Raw genomic sequence first — 16,352 nt, 5'->3', positions numbered from 1 at the left:
GCCAGGAACACCTTGTAGCTAGATGATAATAAATAAGTCTGCCGATAAAAGCACAGTTATGATATGCTGCCTCAATCCAGCTTGCCACAATCCGCCTAATCCTGATGGCACAATGTTTTGCCCTAACTGCGGAACAGGACTGGTAGTGCTGAGAAATCGCTACCGCCCGATAAAATCATTAGGTAGCGGGGGATTTGGCAAAACTTATCTGGCAGAGGATGTTGACAAACTGAAGGAAAAGTGCGTTATCAAGCAATTAGCACCACAAGTACAAGGAACTGGCGCGTTTCAAAAAGCAAAGGAACTATTTGAGCAAGAAGCAATACGTTTGCAACAGTTAGGGGATCATCCACAAATTCCGACGCTTCTGGCATATTTTGAGCAAGATAATCGCCTGTATTTGGTGCAGCAGTTTATTGATGGGCAAGATTTATCAGATGAATTAAAACAGCAGGGCCGTTTCAGTGAGCAGCAAATTCGGGAATTATTGGTTGATTTGTTAAACATACTAAAGATTGTTCATCAGCACAAAGTTATTCACCGCGATATCAAGCCAGGGAATATTATTCGTCGCAGCAGTGATGGCAAATTGGTGTTGATAGATTTTGGTGCTTCCAAGCAACTGACACAAACAGTCATGTCTGGACAAGGAACAACCATTGGCACTTTTGGTTATGCACCATTGGAACAAATGCAGGGTGGCGAAGCTTACCCAGCAAGTGATTTATTCAGTTTGGGTGCAACTTGCTTTCATCTGCTCAGTGGTATTCAGCCTAGGGAACTGTTTAATAAACAAGGTTATGGGTGGGTGTCCTCTTGGCGACAGCATTTGCAGCAAAGCGTGAGTCAGCAATTCGGGCGTATCCTAGATAAGTTGCTGGAAGAAGACTACCAGCAGCGTTATCAGTCAGCAGGGGAAGTTTTACAAGATTTGAATCCACCGCCACCACCGCCTGCTGTACCTCCGACAGTACAGCCGCCTCAACCGTCACCACCTCCGCCTTCCGTACCTCTGACAGTACAGTCACCTCAACCGTTACCAGCACTGCCTGCAACTTCAGCCAAGCAGAAAGGCAAGTTCAAAAGCTCATTGCTGTTGGGTGGTGCCATCCTGTTGCTGGGGTTGGTAGGAACTGAAATCTATGGGTATTTTCGATATGAAGTATTTCCGGTTAATCCGATATTTCTCATTACCAGCCCACCAAGTAGTTTCTTTCTGAAATCTACCCTGACTGGGCATACCGACTGGGTTTGGTCCGTCGCCATCAGCCCGGATGGCAAGACTTTGGTGAGTGCGAGTATTGACAAGACTATCAAGATTTGGAATCTGCAAACCGGAGAGTTGAAATCTACCCTGACTGGGCATACCGACTCGGTTAATTCCGTCGCCATCAGCCCGGATGGCAAGACTTTGGTGAGTGGGAGTTGGGACAACACTATCAAGATTTGGAATCTGCAAACGGGTGAATTGAAATCTACCCTGACTGGGCATACCTACTGGGTTGTTTCCGTCGCCATCAGCCCGGATGGCAAGACTTTGGTGAGTGGGAGTTTCGACAGCACTATCAAGATTTGGAATCTGCAAACACCAGAGTTGCAATCTACTCTGACTGGGCATACCTACTCGGTTTATTCCGTCGCCATCAGCCCGGATGGCAAGACTTTGGTGAGTGGGAGTACCGACTCGACTATCAAGATTTGGAATCTGCAAACACCAGAGTTGCAATCTACCCTCACCGGGCATACCAACGTGGTTACTTCCGTCGCCATCAGCCCGGATGGCAAGACTTTGGTGAGTGGGAGTGCCGACAAGACTATCAAAATTTGGCGAATGCCGTAGGGATTTGAGGATTTTAGATTTGAGGTTGCTGCACTTCGTTGCCTAATTAAAAAAATATAATTATTACGTATCGGCTCAATAATTCGGGGTAGACAGTGATTCAAACTACCACGACCAACCCAAGGGATGAACAGAAGATTTCTCACGAATAATTTGAGCCAAGGATGGAATGAATTCAATTTGAGAAATGCGATAAGCCGGAGGCTTGACGCTGCGCGTATCGCGCACATACTCAAAAAAACTGATTCCTAACTTACGAGTAGTGGCAACCAGAGACATAAAAGTATCCCAAGCTTTGGTACCCTCAGTAGTCTGAGTTGCATAACTAATATTGCGTCGCTGTACCATTGTCCTTGCGGCTAACTCCGCAGGATTATTGTGCAATGGCAATTCCGGATGCTCTAAAACTAGAAGCAACTCCGATATTTTTGCAGCAGTTAATCGTTTTCGTTCATCCAACTGCTGATAACCACTATCGGTGTTGAAAAGTTCCCAAAATTCATACCGTAGTTTTTCTGCTGTTTGCTCACTAGGAGAATCTCTGTAAGCTAGTAAGTCTGCGTAGTAATCCCAGAAATCATCCAAAAAGTCATCAAGAGCTTTTTGATGACAAGTGACCACCGGACTTAACTTCTTGTAGTGTCGTCCTTCGTGTACCCAGCACAAAGCCAAATCATCAGTCAGTAACTTGAACTGAGGAGCATCATCACATACGAGAGTATGCACAACTGGCCAGTCGGTTTGCTGATGATAAAAAGCGATCGCTGCTGCTTCTAAAACACGGGTACGTTGTTGAGAGCCTAATTTGGGTACATATGTATTAAGTAGGGCATTAAACTCTGTTGAATTCAATACAGTTTCTTGGGGCAAGAGTTTTAGAGAATTCTTCCATTTAGTTGGTAGTTGGAAGATCTCCAGCAGTGAGAAGGTGAGTGGGTTAAGAATAAACTCAAGTTCTCGTCCGTTTTGCAATCCTTGAAGTACGCTCAATCGGTCTTTGTTGGGAGTTGTAAAGTAGACCGTATACAAAGGATTGCACACTACATTGGTAGTGTAGTTGACTCCACCAACGCGGGCACCTGTTTGGTCAAAATGTTGCCAGGGACTGCTAGCTAGTCCTGATTCGTAGATTTCAGTTTTCTCGCTTTCAAAATCAGAGTGGTTTTTGATCAACAGGTTAGATAAATGACCTGCTGAAATGAAAATGCCAATGTCGTCTAAAAACTCTAACAGTTTGCCTTGGGTGATGTTACCCCCATAGTACAAACTAATCACTAAAGCTTTTATTCCTGAACCGAATTCTCCTTCGTAACCACCGGGTAGTTCTGCCAAATAAGTTTTTCCCTGTGATGGCGAGTAGTATTTCTGTTTGCGGAATAATACGTTGTCGGTTGCGAACGTGATATCTTGAACGATTACTTCTTCGTAACCCTTGAATTGTGCATCTGCTGGTAGTTTTTCTTGGGGATATTCTAATATTTCTTCTCGGTCTATTTTTATCTGAGCGTTTTTACTGCCTTTAATGTGCTTTTTTGGAATTTGTCGCTCTTTTTCAGATGAATGGTTGCCTTTTAAGCCTTTGTTGTTCTTAGCTTTTATATCTGGCTTTCCCTGTTCTCCCTTCAGACGGTTGTTTTCAGAGCGCAAGTGTTGATTTTCTTGCTGTAACTCTTTAACTTCTGATTGTAATTGTTCTATTACGTTCAGCAAGATCTCTACGGTACGACGCATTGATTCGTCTGCAATCCCTTTCGGCTCAATGGTTTGCAGTAACTCCTCTCTCGACTTGTTAAACGATTGTTTTTGCGTCATGTGTCATATTTTATGACGCTGCGTGTACCTCGCTCACCTTTTTATTTTTCTGTGCTACCCCGATTTATTGAGCCGATACGAATTTTTTATAGCAAGAACAATGCTTACCTACGCCCAAAAGCTAGTATACAATCTCAAAGAGTTAATGCCGACGCAATACCAAAAAGATAATCTTGATGCAATGCTGGGATGATTTTTGGAAGCGCAAGGGCATCCCTTACCTGAACACTCTCAAACCAAATCTCCGAGTGCATTGAGTCGGTTTTTAAATATCAATCCTTGGTCAACAAGGGATATGATTCGTATTGTTCGTAACCATGTATTAGAGACGAGCTTAAAGGTTTTTTCAGCAGAAGGGAAAGGACGTAAACCATTTTTACAGGTTATCATTGACCTAACGACTCTTGAAAAACGGGGTAAATTTAAAAACTTTGAGGATTTAATAAGAGTTTATAACGGTAAACGTGGTCTGCATATAGTAGTAGTTTATTTAGTTGTCGGAAAGTGGCGCATACCTTGGAACTTCCGTGTTTGGAGAGGTAAGGGTACACCTTCACCCGCTCAACTAGGACTCAGGTTAGTTAAGCGTTTACCTAAATCTTTAACTGAACGCTTTCGGGTGAATATTTTGGTTGATACGGCTTTTGGGAGCGTGGAATTTCTTCATGGTGTACGCAAGTTGAAATATCATGCGGTTACAGGTGTGGCTATTAACCGTAAATTAGTTGATGGAAGAGTTTTAAGACATTTACACAAACAGGGACAACAAGTCCGTTTGGTTGGTTTAAAGTTTCCCGTTACCGTATCTTGGTATTACTTAAAGCGCGATAAGGGCAAGCTTGAAAAACGTTTTGTCTTGTCTACTCGTCCCATTAAAGCTTCTACTCTCAAGTGGTGGGGTAAGCGTCGTTGGCAAATTGAGGGATGGTTTAAAACCGCAAAGCAATGACCCAAAGGGTCACGCTTCGCGAACGTTTTGGTTTGCACCGTTTTGGACAGGGTTCTCTCCTTGGCATGTATCGCTGGCTGATTCTTTCTCTGACTGCCTACCTCATTGCTCATTGGACTTATCTTCATATTCAGTCTGGATCACCACCTGATTGGGGTCAGGCTGCACAAACTGCCTTAGAATCAATTTTTACCCAAATAGTCGTGTCTCTTCTTTTACTTGATATTGAACGCTTAGCTCCCCTCGCACGTAGTTGTGGTTTTGACATTCATATTTCCAGGTGCAAGATGTGAGTATAGGGGGTTGGGGGATCTCTTCTGCGTAAGTCTTACTCTTAACTAGTGAAAATCTTTTTTGTTTTATTGGCGGATTTCGTTGGGCTATCATCGCCTGCAAAAATGTAGAGATCTCCCGTTTGGAGTTCAGGAGACACGGGGGATGAGTGGTTGTTATTGACCATGAGTAAACCTCCATTGCCAAAAACAACCACTCTTATCGCCTATATTAGAAGCAGAATCGACGCAAACAAAAAGATTAATCTATAGATAAGCTGACGTCAGTGCATTGCCAACTCGCTTCAATTTTCAACTGTTTTCCGAACTGTTGTCAGAACGGAAAGCGTTCAAGGCAACTTCCGATGGATGAACTTCTTTTCCATCAATCTTTGCTTCCTCCAGCCTGCGAAGTACGATCATGCCACGAGAACGATTTGATGAGGAATCCTTATCCACGCAAGCCGCATATAAACGCTGAATTGGGCATTTCCAAAACCGGGTATACCGTTTTGGATTTGTATCTGCAATGGTGACTTCTTTAGTGTCTGGGTCATAATCTGCTAATAAGGAGAAGTGACCACCTTCTAAACTTGGATTTTCATGGGCAATCCGGGTATTGAAGTTCAGAATGTGGACATCAAGTTCATTGGTAACGGCGACTTCAACTTCACGTGTGAATGCTTCAAATGTCATACTCGGTTTATCAAAATGCTCAACCCGAATGGACACCGGTAATTTTTTTCTTTCAATGTAAGTTCGACAGGAGTCGTAGGTTTCTGCTAGCGTCATGCCATCATCTAAAACCGATGCGATCGGCAGTTGGGTGACATAGAAAATCTCATCAACACTCGTCAGATATCCCAATGCGGTAAAGGCATAGGCAATTGCAGTGACATTGCAACAGAAGATGGGTTGTTGAAACTGATGTAGTTGAATGATTTCCAAATCTCGTTTGGAAATTTGAGCCAGATTATCAAGATCCATTTTTCTGCCTCCCTAGATACATATATCGATTAACTCAGGACTTACACGGACACACGATTTATAGTAACTCGTATAGCTACACAGCAAATGTCTTGATTTTAGTCTCAAGTCCAGAATTTACTCTCACTGGGCATACCTACGAGGTTACTTCCGCCGCCATCAGCCCAAATGGTAAGACTTTGGTGAGTTTAAGTTACGACAAGACTATTAATACCAAGTCCCTCGACCGAAGAAAATTTCATAATTTATATAGGTTTTGGATATAGGTTTTGACACTGTGAATGGTTTATATTTACCCAGTAGGTGGCATTAGATATGGGAGGAAGCGCTGCATAATTGTGAACAACTAACCCTCTAGTACCATCATCAACACATGTGAGTGTCACTTACTGGCATATAAGAAGTTCTCATTTCTGCTAAATTGCAAGCGTTACAGTCTAAACTGAAAATCCGTCTTCCGGAATACCTCTAGCTTTAAAATAAGTAATCATGTCTAAGGTTCTTGTCTCCGACCCAATTGACCAGGCTGGGATTGATATTCTTTCCCAAGTTGCTACTGTAGATGTGAAAACAGGATTAAAACCAGAGGAACTGGTACAAATCATTGGTGAATACGACGCGCTAATGATTCGCTCTGGTACCCGCGTAACTCAAGAAATTATTGAAGCTGGGACGCAATTAAAAATTATCGGTCGCGCTGGTGTAGGCGTGGATAATGTGGATGTTCCCGCCGCAACCCGTAAAGGAATTGTCGTGGTTAATTCTCCTGAAGGGAACACAATTGCTGCTGCTGAACACGCGCTGGCGATGATGCTATCTTTGTCTCGCTACATCCCTGATGCCAATGCTTCAGTCAAACGCGGTGAGTGGGATCGTAAAAGCTTTATTGGTGCTGAAGTTTACAAAAAGACTATCGGTATTGTTGGCTTAGGTAAAATTGGTTCCCATGTTGCTGCTGTTGCTAGAGCAATGGGAATGAAACTATTGGCTTTCGATCCCTTTATCTCCACTGAAAGGGCAGAACAAATCGGCTGTCAATTAGTGGATTTGGAAGTTTTGATACAGCAAGCAGATTACATCACGCTGCATATTCCCAAAACTCCAGAAACCACCCACCTAATTAACACCGAAAGATTGGCAAAAATGAAACCCAACGCCCGCATTATCAACTGCGCTCGCGGTGGGATTATTGACGAAGAAGCTTTAGCAGTAGCTTTGCGGGAAGGTAAAATTGCTGGTGCTGCGCTGGATGTCTATGAGGCAGAACCATTGGGTGAATCCTCATTAAAGTCACTCGGGCAACAAGCTGTCCTCACTCCACATTTGGGCGCTTCGACAACAGAAGCACAAGTGAATGTGGCAATTGACGTTGCTGAACAAATTCGGGATGTGTTGTTGGGACTTGCTGCGCGTTCAGCGGTGAATATTCCCGGACTGAGTCCCGACGTCATGGAAGAACTCAAACCCTACATGCAGCTGGCAGAAACCTTGGGTAAGTTGGTGGGACAATTGGCTGGTGGACGAGTTGAGTTACTCAACGTCCGGCTACAAGGCGAATTGGCAACAAATAAGAGTCAACCTTTGGTTGTTGCATCCTTGAAAGGACTACTTTACCAAGCTTTGCGGGAACGGGTTAACTACGTTAATGCCAGCATTGAAGCAAAAGAGCGCGGAATTCGCGTTATTGAAACGCGGGATGCTTCCATTAAAGACTATGCTGGTTCTTTGCATCTAGAAGCGACAGGTTCTTTGGGGACTCATTCTGTCACAGGTGCTTTGTTCGGTGGTGGAGAAATTCGCCTAACCAATTTGGACGATTTCCCCATCAACGTTCCTCCTAACCAACATATGCTCTTTACCCTGCACCGTGATATGCCAGGGATTATTGGCAAACTCGGTTCTTTACTTGGCAGTTTTAATGTCAATATTGCCAGTATGCAAGTCGGTCGCAAAATCATTCGTGGTGATGCGGTGATGGTACTCAGCCTTGATGATCCCTTACCCGATGGAATTTTACCTGAGATTATCAAAGTGTCTGGAATTCGTGATGCGTATACAGTAACTTTGTAAAGGCAAAAGTAAAAAGGTAAAAGTAAAAAGAAAACCTTTTTATTATGCCTTTTTATACCAAATCGCGTTTAAAACCTCACCCCGCCCTTACGGGCACCCCTCTCCTTACTAAGGAGAGGGGCAGGGGTGAGGTGATACGTATGAAGGCAAAGGGCGTATTACTTTTTACTTTTTTATGACAAACACTTGGTGGGAATTACAAATTTTATGTGAGCCAGAGCTAGAAGATTCCATCTTTTGGCGGCTGGAAAATTTTGGCTGTCGTGGAACAGCCAGTGAAAAAAAAGCAAATGACTTTTTCGTAAAAAGTTACCTACCGCAATTCCAAGCGCAGCCTTCAGATTTGGCTGATTTATCGCTGTTGTTGCGTCAAGATGCTTTATCTATGGGATTTTCTGCTCCTGCTGTACAGTGGGAAGTGATTGATGAGGAAGATTGGGGGAGTAGCTGGAAACAATATTGGCAACCCCAGGAAATAGGCGATCGCCTCCTCATCAACCCTGCATGGCTACCACTTCCTGAAAATTCTGATCGTCTCATCCTTCGTTTAGACCCAGGTGTCGCATTTGGTACAGGTGCTCATGCGACAACTCAATTGTGCTTGGAATCCCTGGAAAAGCATATAATTCCAGCCAATAAACCTTCTGGGGATAATGAGCAAAAAAATCAGGATGTGGTGATTGCGGATATTGGTTGTGGTTCTGGTATCCTTTCAATAGTATCACTCCTACTGGGAGCCAAGAAAGCCTATGCAGTAGATGTTGATCCTTTAGCAGTCAAGTCAACTGTAGAAAACTGCGAACTCAACAATATAAATCCTGAAAGCTTGGTGGTAGCAGAGGGTAGTGTAGACGTTTTGACTAAACTGCTCGAACAACCTGTAGATGGTATTGTCTGCAATATTTTGGCTAATGTGATTATGAGTTTGGTTCCGGATTTGAGTGCGATAGCCAAACCCAGTACTTGGGGCATCTTTAGTGGGATATTATTTGAGCAATCTAAAGCCGTCGTCGATACTCTAGAGAAACACGGCTGGGTTGGTGCAACCGTGTGGCGGCGTAACGAATGGTGCTGTATTAATGTGCGGCGTTCCTAGGTTCAAGCGATATCGCGGGGCTTTTGTTTGTGTCCAATAGATTTTTTTGATTCTGTTACCAAACTTAACATTTGTTGGTACTGCATTGGAAACTGCGATTGCAAAAGGTGATATTCTTATGTGTGACCATTTATTGGCCCTGTATATTTTTGTCCCGCGCCTTCGCTTCATTGGCGCGGATTTTTTTTGAAGTAACAGTGCCAAACTGAGGATCAGGGCTTAACAGACGATACACAATATCAGAGCGATCGCGCCAACACACTCAGCGTGGCGGTATTTGGGCAACGGCAACGTTGTGAAACGCCGCGATCCACCACCGACCGTCCTCTTTGGTCAGGACCTCTTGCAGTTTTGTGTGCAGCGCTCCATCGCTGCCCAGTTTGGCACTCGGGGGCACCTGTTGCACGTTGACGAGCGTCGCATCAATGTCCGCCACAGCAACATCGGGCCGCAGAAAGTGGATCCTGCCGAGGGTGAAGGTGATGTGACTGCCCGCGAAGATGGTGCGGAAGATCTGCGCGTGTTCTTCCACAAACCCCGCTTTGCCGTAGATCTGGATGCCGACGATGTTGGTGAAAGTCCCGTCTTGGGCGTAGTGCTCGGCAAAGGTCTCGGCGTCTGCGCGATTCCACGCCTCTGCTTGGCTTTGCACAACGGCGGTGATGGCGGCGCGGTCGTCCGCACTGGGTGTGGTTGTTTGAGAGTTCATAATGCACTTCCTTTGGTGATGATGTTCTCGAAGTAGGTGGAGACGGCGTGCCAGTCGCCGGACTTTGCCGAGAGTGCGGTATACCCGTCAGGACGGACGACCCACAGCCCCTCCGGAGTGAAGGGTTCCCGGACTGAAGGCTCCAATAGACTTCCAAAGCGCAACAGCAGATCGGTAGGGATGTCCTCAGCCTTGCCAAAGATCGCGAACTGCGGTGCGCCCCCGGCTCCGACAGGTGATTCCTGCTGGCGAATGGGCGCGCGCTCTCCTGGGTGCGGAGCCAGATACTTTCCGCGTGCGTTGAGCGGACTGTGGGAATAGGCAATGGAGAGCTCGCCGGCGAGGTTTGAAGCGAACTTGCGAGCCGGAGACATCCCAAGAATGAGCGAGGCGGTGTGATTGCGGAGCGCCTGGCCCAGCTTGTTCTTGACCGTGGCCACGGAAGTGATCCGACCTGTCACTTTGAGCACGGCCTCCGCAACCGGGCTGCGCTCAGGGCTGTAGGTATTGAGCAGCTCCGCCGAGGCTCTGCCATGAACGACCAGAGCAAGCTTCCAGGCGAGATTGCAGACGTCCTGCATGCCAGTGTTCATGCCCTGGCCGCCCATGGGGCTGTGCACATGGGCCGCATCGCCGGCAAGAAACGCCCGGCCGCCACGGTAATCTGCGACTTTGCGCTCGTTGATGCGAAATGAGGAGAGCCAGACAGCATCAGTAGCGCGCGCGCCGCCAGGGAAGCGTTTGTCGAGGACCGTCTGCACGTCCGCCAGTGTTGGCTCTGGGAGACGGGCGGAGCTGCTGTGCGCTGATCCGACGTCAGCCACGATGCGGTAGCGGTTTTTCGAGATGGGAAAGGTCGCGAGCACACCGTCAGAGTGCCAGCCGATGTTGATCTCCGGTGTGCGGGGCACATCGACGAGGTGGATGTCGGCCAGCAGCCAATCAATGAGGGAGGTCTCGCCGTGGAACTCTTTGCCTAGCAGATGACGCACGGTACTATGGGCACCATCACAGCCGATCAGCCACGATGTTTCGACCATCTCTTCGGTGCCGTCGGCGTGGTGAAGTCTCGCATCGACCTTTTCACCGGTATCATTGAAGTTGAGGAGCTCGACTTGGCGATCAACTTGGACCCCCAGATCGTTCAGGAACTCCTCAAGGATGCGCTCCGTGTCACTCTGGGGAAGCATGAGCGCGAAGGGGTAAGCGGATAGAAGCCCGTCCATGGTGAGCCGCCCGATGGGGCGTTTGTCGGCCGATATCGTGACGCCTTCGACCTTGTATCCCGCGTCAACCAGGTGTTGGCTCACGCGGGAGCGCTCCAGAAGCTCAAGCGAGCGGCTCCAGAGGACGAGCGCCTTGGACTTGTCGGTGCGCTGGGGCGCTTTGTCGATGATACGCATAGGGACGCCGAAGCGCGCGAGTTCGATAGCCAGGGTGAGTCCGACGGGACCCGCTCCTACAATCAACGCAGAGGTTTTCATCGTGACTCCTTGTTGCAAAATAAAAAAGATGTTTTCATTTTGTCTCCTTATCGGAAATAAAAAGAATATTCTTTCTTTTATTATAATGACGGAGAGTCAAGCAGGATGCCGAAAATTTCTGAAGAGCAGCGTCAGGCGCGTCGCGACCAGATTTTGGCTGCGGTGTGGCGATGCTTTATTCGCAAGGGCGTTCACGGAACGTCTATGGAGGACATCATCCGTGAGTCGGGTCTCTCGGCAGGGGCGGTTTACCTCTACTTCACCGGGAAGCAGGAGCTGATCCTGGCCGCGATCTCGACCTATATGAGCCAGTTACGGGGACTTCTGCAGGCGGTGCTGATGCAGGAGGAGACACTTGCTCCGCTGCCTTTTGTGCACGAGATGGTGTCCGCGTTTACCAAACACACCAAACGGCAGGGCATCGATCTAAACTCGGTCATCCTCATGGGCTGGAGTGAGGCGCAGACGAATAGCGACGTGAAGGCGCTGGTGACAAACTTCCAGACCGGGTACCTGGACGCCCTGACCAATGTAGTCCGCCAGTGGCAGCAGCATAAGTACGTGCGCTCCGAGGCAGATGCGGAGGATATCGCAAAGGCTTTGCTCTCTTTCTTTTTGGGCTCTATCGTGCAAGAGGCTCTGCTGGGAGGAGCTGATCCGGCGACGCTCACCCGCGGTATCGAAGGCCTGCTTGGGGCGAGTGTTCCGCAGGGTCCACCCGGCAAGAAGGAACACGGGAGTTTGTCCTAAGTCGCCATAATCATAGACAAGCCTCGTTACCTACTGACAACTATCCCCAGTATCTCTAATTAATTCGTCAATAAAACCTCTTAGCCGTTCTTGCCAGTCAGGAACGGCTTTAAGTTTCTCTCTAACACCTTCGCGTACTTTTAAGCACACTGGTGACTTATCAAACGGTTCCTCATTGAAAGGAAGTGCTCCAAGCCTATGTTTTTTCTGAAAAGTCATTGAGACAATTTTTATTTATCGGTATACTAATACATATAGCATAAACATTGAGGTCGAGCAATGCTTTTATCCATCAAGACTAAGTTGAAGCTAACGGTTGAACAAAAAACCATGATGAGTAAACACGCAGGTATAGCGCGATTTACTTACAACTGGGGTTTGGCAACTTGGAAAAGCTTATATCAAGATGGATTTAAGCCTAACAAATACCTTCTTAAGAAGTTCTTTAACAACTCAGTTAAAACGCAGTTGGAATGGATTAAAGAAAAAGGAATTTGTCAAAAAATCACTCAATATGCTTTCGATCAACTAGGTGCAGCTTACGACAGATTTTTTAAAGGGCTGGGCGGCTATCCAAAGTTCAAAAAGAAAGGTCAAAACGATTCTTTCACTATAGATGCTAGCGGGAAACCTATCCCTGTTGGTGGTGTGCGTGTCAAACTGCCGACTATTGGATGGGTTAAAACTTACGAGGGATTGCCTCACACAACTACCGCCAAACTATCAATATCTCGGATAGCTGATGATTGGTACATTGCATTTGCGTATGAGGTTGAGGTCGAGCCTACGCCAAAGTTTGTAGAAATTGTAGGCGTGGATTTGGGAATAAAAGAACTAGCTACACTTAGTACTGGTGTTGTGTTCCCAAACCCTAAAGCTTACAAGAAAAATATTCAAAAGCTAAAACGATTATCTAAAGCACATTCCCGAAAAAACAAAAGCAGTAACAATCGCCACAAATCGAAGATTAAACTTGCAAAGCATCATGCTCGCGTTTCAAATATTCGCAAAGACTCACTTCATAAAGTCACCCATTACTTATGCAAAAACCACGCTGTGATAGTAATTGAGGACTTGAATGTTTCGGGCATGATGCAAAACCATAAGCTTGCTCAATCAATCGCTGATTGTGGATTCCATGAATTCAAGCGACAGATTGAATATAAATCTAAGAAGTTTGGAAGCAAGTTAGTTTTGGCGGATAAATGGTATCCATCATCAAAAACATGTAGTAGATGCGGCGGTAAAAAAGATTCCCTGTCACTGAGTGAACGTGTTTATTCATGTGAACATTGTGGGTATGTCTTGGACAGGGATTTAAACGCAGCCATTAACTTGAGCCACTGCTCGACTAGGGTTCCACAGGCTTAGACGCCGGAGGCGGCTTCCCGTAGGGTAGCATGTGGCGTATCGCGCAGGGCTTTGGCGTGAATGTTTTCTGAGGGCTAACCGCTCCCATGCTCCCTATGAAGAAAGAAATAAATGTCTAGACTTGTCTAGGATTTATCTAGCAGCATAACAAACCCACATGACACGTGCGAAATTTAAGTTATAGCCGAATGGCACTAAGAAAACTTGAAGGAGCGTGAAGCAATGATTTATACTAAATCCGCTTTTGTAACCCCCTTTTGATCCTGGCGACTGGAAGTCGCACGCCAGTTGCTACAACGGGGCGGCAGCTTTTCGGGGGAAGCTTCCCCCGAAAACGTGCGTTGGAAACCCTACCAAGAGCGCGCTTACTCACCGCCTACGCGGACTAATGGAAAAGGGGGTCATTGACCCGGATTTGGTATTATGTCGCAATGGTAAGACTCATGCTGAATCGTCTCGCCTCTTAAGATTTACTTTCTAAATGAACTCTAAGGATGAATTTTGGACGAGGTGTAAAGACTGCTTTGATTTTCTTTTTCTTCTCACTTTATAAAAGTTCGGTGATCATGATTTTTTAAGTGATAAAAACCGTATTATGACTCACTCTTTTTTTAAATAACATGATAGATAACTAAAGCAAGTTAAATGCTGAACTGATTAAACAAAATCCTATTGACTGGAGAGAAAAAGATGACATTAGTTCGTTGGAATAATTGGCAACAAATGAACTCCTTACACCGTCAAATGAACCGCTTATTCGATGATATGCTCGTACCCTCAACATTGATTGAAAGAAACCTTCCAAGAGTTCCTGCTGCTGAATTGCAAGAAACAGAAGATGCTATCCATCTCAAGCTAGAACTGCCAGGAATTGAAGCTAAAGACTTGGATGTGCAAGTCACACAAAACGCTGTTTCCATCAAAGGAGAGCGCAAGTCTGAAACTAAGACTGAAGAAAAAGGTCGTACTGTGACTGAATTCCATTATGGTAAATTCCAACGCGTGATTCCTTTGCCTGCGCACATTCAAAATACCAATGTTACAGCAGAATACAAAGACGGTATTTTGAATTTGACACTGCCTAAGTCTGAACAAGAAAAGAACAAAGTCGTCAAAGTTAACTTGGAAACACCTGCTGCTTAATTCATTGTAAGAAGTTATTAATTTTAGGAATTGTTAGGAAAAAGTAGCCTGAATGCACAGTAGGTTAACCTAACAAAAATGCCCAGTCAGATGATACTGACTGGGTTTTTTTATTGACTAACAACTGATATCCTAAAGTATTATCTAAAATCGCTAGCCATGTATTCATTGCAGAAACTGGACTATTTCTCCACAGGCTCCAGCCATCGCTTGATACTTGCTGGTAACTCAGAAGCAAGACGCAATGGTAGTTCAGGTGTAGAGAAAGATTGTGCGTAAGCTGGTGTGAGAAAAGGTTTGTAAATTTTTGCTTCTGGTGTTAGTTGCTTGATAAATGCCAAACTGACGCCTTTGGTTAATTGACGAAGAGATTTCGTTTCTTCACCTCGCCTTTCTCTAACAATAGTCGTCGCTGCACTTTGTGGGTATATTGGATCGCTAATACTCAAGTGAGTACCGCCAATAGCAGTAAGCAGATACTTCTCACCCCGCAGTTGAGTAAAAGGTTCTATTTGATGTTTGAGCGCTGGGGTTAGGGCGTCTTCTGTTCCAGTTAAGATTAAGACTGGCTTGGTGATTTGGGTTATACCTTTTTTGCCAAAAAGATTGCCAACCAGAGGGTTAAGAGCGATCGCACTCTTAACTCGCTCATCTTTTACTTTCAGTCTTCTGTCTCGTAAGGAAGTCGCCGAACACTGTAACCAATCACCAGGAGCTTCGCCGATATTTAAAGAATCTTTACAAAATTTCCGTAACTCTTCCAAGTCAAGCTCTCCTCCTACCAAAGTCAAAGCCGTATAACCTCCTAAGGAGTGACCGATGACAGTGACTTTTTCAGTATTTAACTTACCCTGAAGTTGACCAATTTGAGTATTCAATTTTGCCAATTCGTCTAGGGCAAAGCTAATATCTTTTGGTCGATCAACAAACTCAGTACCTGGTAGCAACTGTGCCAAATTCTGTTTATCTGAAGCTCTATTGACAGCATCAAAGTTACTTCCAGGATGTTCCACAGCAACAACAGTTATGCCATAAGAAGCTAAATGACGCGCTAAATAGCTCAAAAATTTCCGGTTTGCCCCGAAACCGTGGGAGAGGACAACGAGTGGGTTTTCGGGGTTTGCCTGACTCGAATTTTGACTCGAATAAATATCTACAGGAATGGTACGATTACGCTGTCGGTCATTTAAAACAATTGTCTGCTCCTGTACAACTTGATTCCCCAACCCTGCTGGATCGAATGCAGCTTTAAAGGGTATGCTACTTGCAACAGATAACTCTCGTTCTAGTAATACACCAAAAGCTTGACTCTGTAAGTTGTTTGGGTTTAGATCAACAGCTAAACCGACAGCTTTCGTGGCGTCTACGGTAACATTTTCTCCTGGGTAAGCCCGCAAAAAACTTAATGCACTAAAACCGTTTGCTTGTCGCAGTGCGAAATTCAGGGTGGCTTTGATACTTTCTGCTGTACTACCTGGTATGACTCCACCTAAGGATGATATGAACTGTCTACCTCCGGGCGATCGCACCAAGTTGTCGATAAATCTGTCTGCAACAGCGGGATTGACTTCCAAGCGCTTGGTTAGCAATTCTCGCACTTGCGAGTTTAGCACGGGTGACAGAAGTTCCAGTCCTTGTGGTAATCTCCCGGTTTTGGCAAACTTTTCTAAGTCTGCGAGCGCCACTGACTGCTGAAATGGACCTAAACGAATGGTAACTGTTTGGGCGGCTATTGTAGAAGGCATTCCTACACCCCATCCCAAAACAAGCATCAAAGGACAGAGTAATTTTTGTGCCCAAGATGCCTTACGCCAATTCTTGCCAAGCCGAAACTGCATATGAGTCATTAGTGATTAATCACTAGTCTAA

At 45.6% G+C, this 16,352-nt stretch carries 14 protein-coding genes; 9 read left to right on the top strand and 5 right to left on the bottom strand.

All coding sequences use genetic code 11. The features are described from left to right. Nucleotides 1-58: 58 nt before the first annotated feature. On the top strand, nucleotides 59-1,840 hold the full coding sequence (locus tag DP114_RS23910; protein ID WP_171977295.1) for a protein kinase domain-containing protein: 1,782 nt from the start codon (nucleotides 59-61) through the stop codon (nucleotides 1,838-1,840). Nucleotides 1,841-1,945: 105 nt separating this feature from the next. Here the strand turns inward: DP114_RS23910 and DP114_RS23905 are convergent, their stop codons facing one another. Next, nucleotides 1,946-3,652 (bottom strand): IS66 family transposase, encoded by a 1,707-nt coding sequence (locus DP114_RS23905; RefSeq protein ID WP_246162721.1) that lies wholly within the window; start codon nucleotides 3,650-3,652, stop codon nucleotides 1,946-1,948. A gap of 196 nt (nucleotides 3,653-3,848) precedes the next feature. On the opposite strand from DP114_RS23905, the gene DP114_RS23895 reads away from it, so the two are divergent. Both DP114_RS23895 and DP114_RS34520 read left to right on the top strand, forming a co-directional pair. Continuing rightward, complete coding sequence (locus tag DP114_RS23895; protein WP_216669932.1) at nucleotides 3,849-4,601, top strand: transposase; 753 nt, start codon at nucleotides 3,849-3,851, stop codon at nucleotides 4,599-4,601. Continuing rightward, entirely contained in the window at nucleotides 4,598-4,894 is a 297-nt protein-coding gene (locus DP114_RS34520; RefSeq protein WP_211178817.1) for a hypothetical protein, read from the top strand. Before DP114_RS23895 ends, DP114_RS34520 begins: the two co-directional genes overlap by 4 nt. Nucleotides 4,895-5,185: 291 nt before the next feature. Here DP114_RS34520 and DP114_RS23890 read toward each other — a convergent pair whose 3' ends face one another. After that, nucleotides 5,186-5,860, bottom strand: coding sequence for a phytochelatin synthase family protein (locus DP114_RS23890; protein ID WP_169268568.1), 675 nt, complete (start codon nucleotides 5,858-5,860; stop codon nucleotides 5,186-5,188). Nucleotides 5,861-5,952: 92 nt separating this feature from the next. On the opposite strand from DP114_RS23890, the gene DP114_RS36400 reads away from it, so the two are divergent. From DP114_RS36400 to prmA, 3 genes are all read left to right on the top strand, one after another. Then, nucleotides 5,953-6,126, top strand: coding sequence for a hypothetical protein (locus DP114_RS36400; RefSeq protein WP_171977294.1), 174 nt, complete (start codon nucleotides 5,953-5,955; stop codon nucleotides 6,124-6,126). Between the two features lie 223 nt (nucleotides 6,127-6,349). Then, the gene (gene serA, locus DP114_RS23885) at nucleotides 6,350-7,930 is read left to right on the top strand and encodes a phosphoglycerate dehydrogenase (RefSeq protein WP_171977293.1); all 1,581 of its coding nucleotides are present in this window, start codon (nucleotides 6,350-6,352) and stop codon (nucleotides 7,928-7,930) included. A gap of 175 nt (nucleotides 7,931-8,105) precedes the next feature. Continuing rightward, nucleotides 8,106-9,026 carry a 50S ribosomal protein L11 methyltransferase gene (gene prmA / locus DP114_RS23880; protein ID WP_171977292.1) on the top strand — a complete coding sequence of 307 codons (921 nt, stop codon included), beginning with the start codon at nucleotides 8,106-8,108 and terminating at the stop codon, nucleotides 9,024-9,026. Between the two features lie 262 nt (nucleotides 9,027-9,288). On the opposite strand, the gene DP114_RS23875 is transcribed toward prmA, so the two are convergent. Both DP114_RS23875 and DP114_RS23870 read right to left on the bottom strand, forming a co-directional pair. Further along, complete coding sequence (locus tag DP114_RS23875) at nucleotides 9,289-9,735, bottom strand: SgcJ/EcaC family oxidoreductase (protein ID WP_169268571.1); 447 nt, start codon at nucleotides 9,733-9,735, stop codon at nucleotides 9,289-9,291. Beyond that, nucleotides 9,732-11,219 carry an FAD-dependent monooxygenase gene (locus DP114_RS23870; RefSeq protein ID WP_169268572.1) on the bottom strand — a complete coding sequence of 496 codons (1,488 nt, stop codon included), beginning with the start codon at nucleotides 11,217-11,219 and terminating at the stop codon, nucleotides 9,732-9,734. The genes DP114_RS23875 and DP114_RS23870 overlap by 4 nt, the downstream gene beginning before the upstream one ends. A gap of 105 nt (nucleotides 11,220-11,324) precedes the next feature. On the opposite strand from DP114_RS23870, the gene DP114_RS23865 reads away from it, so the two are divergent. From DP114_RS23865 to DP114_RS23850, 3 genes are all read left to right on the top strand, one after another. Beyond that, entirely contained in the window at nucleotides 11,325-11,969 is a 645-nt protein-coding gene (locus DP114_RS23865; protein WP_169268573.1) for a TetR/AcrR family transcriptional regulator, read from the top strand. A 279-nt stretch (nucleotides 11,970-12,248) separates the two neighbouring features. Further along, on the top strand, nucleotides 12,249-13,340 hold the full coding sequence (locus DP114_RS23855; protein WP_169268575.1) for an RNA-guided endonuclease InsQ/TnpB family protein: 1,092 nt from the start codon (nucleotides 12,249-12,251) through the stop codon (nucleotides 13,338-13,340). A gap of 690 nt (nucleotides 13,341-14,030) precedes the next feature. After that, nucleotides 14,031-14,483, top strand: coding sequence for an Hsp20/alpha crystallin family protein (locus tag DP114_RS23850; protein ID WP_169268865.1), 453 nt, complete (start codon nucleotides 14,031-14,033; stop codon nucleotides 14,481-14,483). Between the two features lie 182 nt (nucleotides 14,484-14,665). Here DP114_RS23850 and DP114_RS23845 read toward each other — a convergent pair whose 3' ends face one another. Continuing rightward, a complete protein-coding gene (locus DP114_RS23845) occupies nucleotides 14,666-16,321 on the bottom strand; it encodes an alpha/beta hydrolase (protein ID WP_169268866.1) in 1,656 nt (551 codons plus the stop codon). Between the last annotated feature and the right edge of the window lie 31 nt (nucleotides 16,322-16,352).

This window comes from Brasilonema sennae CENA114 (assembly GCF_006968745.1).
Taxonomy (GTDB): domain Bacteria; phylum Cyanobacteriota; class Cyanobacteriia; order Cyanobacteriales; family Nostocaceae; genus Brasilonema; species Brasilonema sennae.
The sequence above is the reverse complement of the archived record's forward strand: the minus strand, read 5'-3'. Positions and strand labels throughout refer to the sequence as shown.

What these genes read in the sequence shown, in the direction of transcription:
- DP114_RS23865 (WP_169268573.1), top strand. Translation starts at nt 11,325, where the DNA reads ATGCCGAAAATTTCTGAAGAGCAGCGTCAGGCGCGTCGCGACCAGATT.
- DP114_RS23905 (WP_246162721.1), bottom strand. Translation starts at nt 3,652, where the DNA reads ATGACGCAAAAACAATCGTTTAACAAGTCGAGAGAGGAGTTACTGCAA.
- DP114_RS23890 (WP_169268568.1), bottom strand. Translation starts at nt 5,860, where the DNA reads ATGGATCTTGATAATCTGGCTCAAATTTCCAAACGAGATTTGGAAATC.
- DP114_RS23845 (WP_169268866.1), bottom strand. Translation starts at nt 16,321, where the DNA reads ATGCAGTTTCGGCTTGGCAAGAATTGGCGTAAGGCATCTTGGGCACAA.
- DP114_RS23870 (WP_169268572.1), bottom strand. Translation starts at nt 11,219, where the DNA reads ATGAAAACCTCTGCGTTGATTGTAGGAGCGGGTCCCGTCGGACTCACC.
- prmA (WP_171977292.1), top strand. Translation starts at nt 8,106, where the DNA reads ATGACAAACACTTGGTGGGAATTACAAATTTTATGTGAGCCAGAGCTA.
- DP114_RS34520 (WP_211178817.1), top strand. Translation starts at nt 4,598, where the DNA reads ATGACCCAAAGGGTCACGCTTCGCGAACGTTTTGGTTTGCACCGTTTT.
- DP114_RS23855 (WP_169268575.1), top strand. Translation starts at nt 12,249, where the DNA reads ATGCTTTTATCCATCAAGACTAAGTTGAAGCTAACGGTTGAACAAAAA.
- serA (WP_171977293.1), top strand. Translation starts at nt 6,350, where the DNA reads ATGTCTAAGGTTCTTGTCTCCGACCCAATTGACCAGGCTGGGATTGAT.
- DP114_RS23875 (WP_169268571.1), bottom strand. Translation starts at nt 9,735, where the DNA reads ATGAACTCTCAAACAACCACACCCAGTGCGGACGACCGCGCCGCCATC.
- DP114_RS23850 (WP_169268865.1), top strand. Translation starts at nt 14,031, where the DNA reads ATGACATTAGTTCGTTGGAATAATTGGCAACAAATGAACTCCTTACAC.
- DP114_RS23910 (WP_171977295.1), top strand. Translation starts at nt 59, where the DNA reads ATGATATGCTGCCTCAATCCAGCTTGCCACAATCCGCCTAATCCTGAT.